The sequence below is a fragment of the Streptomyces phytophilus genome (assembly GCF_013870535.1).
In the GTDB taxonomy this organism is placed as follows: Bacteria; Actinomycetota; Actinomycetes; order Streptomycetales; family Streptomycetaceae; genus Streptomyces; species Streptomyces phytophilus.
The window spans coordinates 1-5678 of the sequence record NZ_JACBXC010000305.1 but is presented as its reverse complement, the minus strand read 5'-3'; the positions used below and the strand labels follow the sequence as shown (position 1 = coordinate 5678).

Annotated in this window: 4 protein-coding genes and 1 pseudogene; 3 read left to right on the top strand and 2 right to left on the bottom strand. The window is 72.0% G+C overall.

Annotated features, from left to right (window positions below; genetic code table 11):
- The coding region (locus tag H5J30_RS15585) for a DUF7782 domain-containing protein (protein WP_445194942.1) at positions 1-855 on the top strand (855 nt) is incomplete at its 5' end.
- A gap of 39 nt (positions 856-894) precedes the next feature.
- Here H5J30_RS15585 and H5J30_RS15580 read toward each other — a convergent pair.
- The gene (locus H5J30_RS15580) at positions 895-1374 is read right to left on the bottom strand and encodes a DUF2752 domain-containing protein (RefSeq protein WP_181788032.1); all 480 of its coding nucleotides are present in this window, start codon (positions 1372-1374) and stop codon (positions 895-897) included.
- Complete coding sequence (locus H5J30_RS15575; RefSeq protein ID WP_309505543.1) at positions 1346-1744, bottom strand: TM2 domain-containing protein; 399 nt, start codon at positions 1742-1744, stop codon at positions 1346-1348. Before H5J30_RS15575 ends, H5J30_RS15580 begins: the two co-directional genes overlap by 29 nt.
- A gap of 383 nt (positions 1745-2127) precedes the next feature.
- Here H5J30_RS15575 and topA point away from each other — a divergent pair, with 383 nt between their 5' ends.
- Both topA and H5J30_RS15565 read left to right on the top strand, forming a co-directional pair.
- A complete protein-coding gene (topA, locus tag H5J30_RS15570; RefSeq protein ID WP_181788031.1) occupies positions 2128-4989 on the top strand; it encodes a type I DNA topoisomerase in 2862 nt (953 codons plus the stop codon).
- A gap of 173 nt (positions 4990-5162) precedes the next feature.
- Positions 5163-5678, top strand: a pseudogene (locus H5J30_RS15565) (dTMP kinase); the annotation flags it as partial.

Below are 5678 nucleotides of genomic sequence, written 5' to 3'. Positions count from 1 at the left end.
GGGTCGCTCTTCCAGCCGGTGGCCGGCGAGCGGTACGACCTGATCGTCTCCAACCCGCCGTTCGTCATCTCGCCCGGCGCCCGGCTGACGTACCGCGACGGCGGCATGGCCGGCGACGAGCTGTGCCGCACCCTCGTCCGCGGGGCCGCGGACCACCTCGCCGAGGGCGGCTACTGCCAGCTCCTCGCCAACTGGCAGCACGTCGAGGACGAGGACTGGCGCGACCGCGTCGCGGCCTGGGTGCCGCCCGGCTGCGACGCGTGGATCGTGCAGCGGGAGGTGCAGGACGTCACGCAGTACGCGGAGCTGTGGCTGCGCGACGCGGGCGACCACGCCGACCCCGCGGCCTACGCGGCCCGCTACGACGACTGGCTCGACGCCTTCGCCGCCGCCCGTACCCGGGCCGTCGGCTTCGGCTGGATCACCCTGCGCCGTACGGACGCGGCGGACCCGGCGGTCACCGTCGAGGACTGGCCGCACGCGGTGGAACAGCCGCTCGGCGAGGCCGTGGTGGAGCACTTCGCGCGGCAGGACTTCCTGCGCCGTACGGACGACGCGGCGCTGCTGGCGACGACGTTCCGGCTCGCGGACGACGTGGTGCAGGAGCAGGTGGGCCGGCCGGGCGAGGAGGATCCGGAGCACGTGGTGCTGCGGCGGCAGCGGGGGATGCGGCGGGCGACGCGGGCGGACACGGTCGCCGCGGGGTTCGCCGGGGCGTGCGACGGCACGCTGCCGGCGGGGGTCATCCTGGACGCCATCGCGCAGGTGCTGGGGGAGGACCCGGGGGTGCTGCGGGAGCGTACGCCGGGGGTGATCCGGCTGCTGGTGGAGCAGGGGTTCCTGGCGCCGGACTGAGCGCCGGCGGGGCCGGTGTGCCGGTGCGGAGGGCCGGGGTTACGCCACGTTCCGTACCACGGCCCACACCAGCGCCACGCCCAGCACCGCCGCCGTGCCGAGCCGCCCGAAGGACGGCTGCCAGCGGCGCCCGCGCACGCCCTCGTAGAGCCAGCGGCCGTAGAGCACCGCCGCGAACGGCAGGCCGAGCAGCAGCATCAGGGCGTTGCTGTGGAAGGCGGAGCCGAGGTCGCCGTGGAGCATGTCGTACGCCATGCGGGTAACGCCGCAGGCGGGGCAGTCCAGGCCGGTGACCCAGTTGAACGGGCACCGGGGCAGCCAGTGCCCCGGCTCGTGGGGGTTCGTACCGTAGAGGTACACCGCGCCCGCCGCTCCCGCCGCGGTGAGCGAGAGCGGCAGCGCGGCCGGATGCCTGCGCACGCGGCGACGGCGGCCCCGCCGGCAGCAGCCGGCGGGGCCGTCGGGCGTCCGGCGGGCGGTCGGCCCGTCCTCAGTAGCGGAGAGGTCGGCCCTGGGCATCGGTCTTGTCCTTGCTCACCAGCAGGATGATCCCGTCGATGAAGCTCCAGATGAACAGGCCGCCGCAGGTGAGGAGCTGCGCGACGGCCATACCCGTGTGCCCGGTGTAGAAGCGCCCGGCACCGACCTGGCCGAGGGTCATCTGGAGTACGCCGGCGACGATGGTCGACTTGTCGGAGAACGGACGGCCGTGGTGGTCGTACCCGTACGGTGCGTTCGGGTCGGCCGACGGTATGCCCGGGGCCTGCGGGAGGTTCGCCGGGGGCGCCGCGGGCTGGCCGTACGGATTCTGCGACGGGTCGACCTGACCCTGCTGCGGATAGCCGTAGCCAGGCGGCTGGCCGTATGGATTCTGATTCGGATCGGACACTGGTCGTCCCCCCGGTCGGATGTCTGAAGTGGTGGGCTCCGACCGGCCTCACGGCGTGGTCGGACGCCCATACTCCCATCTGTAGTACTGGCTGCTGTCAAGGGGCTGTGCGATACAGACCGCCGCGACCGGAATGTGCTCTGTGCGGGAGCTAGGCGGCTTGTCGGGTTACCGTTCGAGTGGCGCCCCGGGTTTTAGCCGCTTGACACGGGGGCGGGTTGTACCGTCACACTCCGCAGCAACGCCCAGCACAGCGACGTACGACCCGCACGGCCGTCCACAAGAGAGCCCACAAGGCCACCTACAACGACCACCGGCAAGATCGCCGCGAATCCCCCCACCAGATCGCTGCCAGCTTCCGACCGGAGAAGAGAGAGCCGAAGTTGTCCGCCACCAGCAAGACCCGCCGACTCGTCATCGTGGAGTCGCCTGCCAAGGCGAAGACGATCAAGGGCTATCTGGGCCCCGGCTACGAGGTCGAGTCGAGCGTCGGGCACATCCGCGATCTCCCGAACGGCGCCGCCGAGGTGCCGGCCAAATACAAGGGAGAGTCCTGGGCGCGGCTCGGGGTGAACGTCGATCATGACTTCGAGCCGCTGTATGTGGTGAACAGCGACAAGAAACAACAGGTCAGCAAGTTGAAGAAACTGCTGGCCGAGTCGGACGAGCTGTATCTTGCGACGGACGAGGACCGCGAGGGCGAGGCCATCGCGTGGCACCTGCTGGAGGTGCTCAAGCCCAAGGTCCCCGTGCACCGGATGGTCTTCCACGAGATCACCAAGGACGCGATCCGCCAGGCCGTCGCCAACCCGCGCCAGCTCAACCAGAAACTGGTCGACGCCCAGGAGACCCGCCGCATCCTCGACCGGCTGTACGGGTACGAGGTCTCGCCGGTGCTGTGGAAGAAGGTCATGCCCCGGCTGTCCGCCGGCCGGGTCCAGTCCGTCGCCACCCGCCTCGTCGTCGAGCGGGAGCGCGAGCGCATCGCGTTCCGCTCCGCCGAGTACTGGGACCTGGCCGGCGTCTTCGCCACCGGCCGCGCCGGCGACGCCACCGACCCGCGCAGCTTCGGCGCCAAGCTCTCCGCGGTCGACGGCCGCCGGATCGCCCAGGGCCGCGACTTCGGTCAGGACGGGCAGCTCAAGAGCGGCTCTTCGGCCGACGTGCTGCACCTGAGCGAGGAGGGCGCCCGCGCGCTGGCCGCCGCGCTGCAGGACACGGCGTTCGCGGTACGCAGCGTCGAGGCGAAGCCGTACCGGCGCTCGCCCTCGGCCCCGTTCCGTACGACGACGCTGCAGCAGGAGGCGTCGCGCAAGCTGGGGCTCGGCGCCAAGGCCACCATGCAGGTGGCCCAGCGGCTGTACGAGAACGGCTTCATCACCTATATGCGCACCGACTCCACGACGCTGTCGGAGACGGCGGTCGCCGCCGCGCGGGCGCAGGTCACGCAGCTGTACGGGCGCGACTTCCTGCCGGACCGGCCGCGGAACTACACGGGCAAGGTGAAGAACGCGCAGGAGGCGCACGAGGCGATCCGGCCCTCCGGGGACCGCTTCCGCACGCCGGCGGACACGGGGTTGTCGGGCACGGAGTTCCGGCTGTACGAGCTGATCTGGATGCGTACGGTCGCCTCGCAGATGAAGGACGCCACCGGGCAGTCCGTGACGGTGAAGCTGGGCGGCACGGCGGCGGACGGGCGGGACGCCGAGTTCTCCGCGTCCGGCCGGGTCATCACGTTCCACGGCTTCATGAAGGCGTACGTCGAGGGCTCCGACGACCCCTCCGCCGACCTGGACAACCGCGACCGGCCGCTGCCGCAGCTCGCCGAGGGCGACCGGCTGAGCGCCGAGGAGATCACCGCGGACGGGCACGCCACCAAGCCGCCCGCCCGCTACACGGAGGCCACGCTCGTCAAGGAGCTGGAGGAGCGGGAGATCGGCCGCCCGTCCACGTACGCCTCGATCATCGGCACGATCCTGGACCGCGGCTACGTCTTCAAGAAGGGCACGGCCCTGGTGCCGTCCTTCCTCTCCTTCGCCGTCGTCGGCCTGATGGAGAAGCACTTCGGCCGCTACATCGACTACGACTTCACCGCCAAGATGGAGGACGACCTCGACCGCATCGCGCGCGGCGAGGCCGAGGCGGTGCCGTGGCTGCGGCGCTTCTACTTCGGTACGGACGACGCCGTCACCTCCGCCGGGGACCGGGCCGGCGCCGACCACCTGGCGGGGCTGAAGGAGCTGGTCACCGACCTGGGGGCGATCGACGCCCGGGAGGTCTCCACGTTCCCGGTGGGCGAGGGGATCGTGCTGCGCGTCGGGCGCTACGGGCCGTACGTGGAGCGCGGCGAGCGGGACACCGAGGAGCACCGGCGCGCCGACGTGCCGGACGAGCTGCCGCCGGACGAGCTGACGGTCGAGCTGGCCGAGGAGCTGCTCGACAAGCCCAGCGGGGCGTACGAGCTGGGCACCGACCCGGACAGCGGACGCGAGATCGTCGCCAAGGACGGGCGCTACGGGCCGTACGTGACCGAGGTGCTGCCCGAGGGCACGCCGCAGTCCGGCAAGAACGCGGTGAAGCCGCGGACGGCGTCGCTGTTCCAGTCGATGTCGCTGGACACGGTGACGCTCGCCGACGCGCTGAAGCTGCTGTCGCTGCCGCGCGTCGTCGGCACCGATCCGGAGAGCGGCACGGAGATCACCGCGCAGAACGGGCGCTTCGGCCCGTACCTGAAGAAGGGCACCGACTCGCGCTCGCTGCAGAGCGAGGACCAGCTCTTCACGGTCACGCTCCAGGAGGCGCTCGCGCTCTACGCCCAGCCCAAGCAGCGCGGGCGGGCCGCGGCGAAGCCGCCGCTGAAGGAGCTGGGCGAGGACCCGGAGAGCGGAAAGCCGGTGGTGGTCAAGGACGGGCGCTTCGGGCCGTACGTGACGGACGGCGAGACGAACGCGACGCTGCGGCGGGGGGACGAGCCGGAGTCGATCACGCCGGAGCGCGGGTTCGAGCTCCTGGCGGAGAAGCGGGCGAAGGGGCCGGCGAAGAAGACCGCGAAGAAGGCGGCCAAGAAGGCTCCCGCGAAGAAGGCGCCGGCCAAGAAGGCGGCGGCGAAGAAGACCCCCGCGAAGAAGGCGGCGACGAAGACCGCGGCGAAGAAGGCGACCGGGACGAAGACGGCCGCGGCGAAGAAGGCGACGACGAAGAAGACGGTGTCGGCGAAGGCGGACGTGCCGGACGAGGACGGGTAGGGGCCCCGGCTCCGGGAGCGCTCTGCCCGGGGGCGCCCGGTCCGGTGGGGCGCGGCGGGGATGTCCGGTGGGACGGAGGCCGCGGGTTGTCCACAACCGGCTAGTTATCCACAGAACCGGGCAAGTGTTCGTGCGGAGCTCAACGGTCCGGCCCGTCCCGCTAGGCTGACCGCATGCGAGCCGACCAGCCGACGACAGCGCCGGACCCCACCGAGAGCCTTGTCGCGGACTCACGCGAGCGCGCCGTGCGTGCGCTGCTGCGCGTGCCGCCACTGAGGCGGTTGTGGGGCGCCCATCTCACGAGTGCCACCGCGGACGCGCTGGCGCTGCTCGTCCTGGTGCTGCTCGCGCTCCAGGCGGGGCTCGCGGAGGAGTCGTTCGGCGGCGGCTATCGCGGCGCGGCGGTCACCGTCAGCGTGGTCTTCGCGGTCCGGCTGCTGTCGACGGTCGTCTTCGGCGCCGCGCTGCTGGGGCCGGTCGGGTCGCTGCTGTCCGGGTCCGGGAAGCTGGACCGGCGCTGGACGATGGTCGGCGCGGACGTGGTGCGCGCGGGGCTGCTCATCGTCGCCCCGCTGTGGATCGACTGGACGCCGGATTCGGCCCTGACCTGGATCCTCCTCACCGTCTTCGTCACCGGCGCGGCCGAGCGGGTGTGGATCGTCGCCAAGGACAGCGTCGCCCCCGCGCTG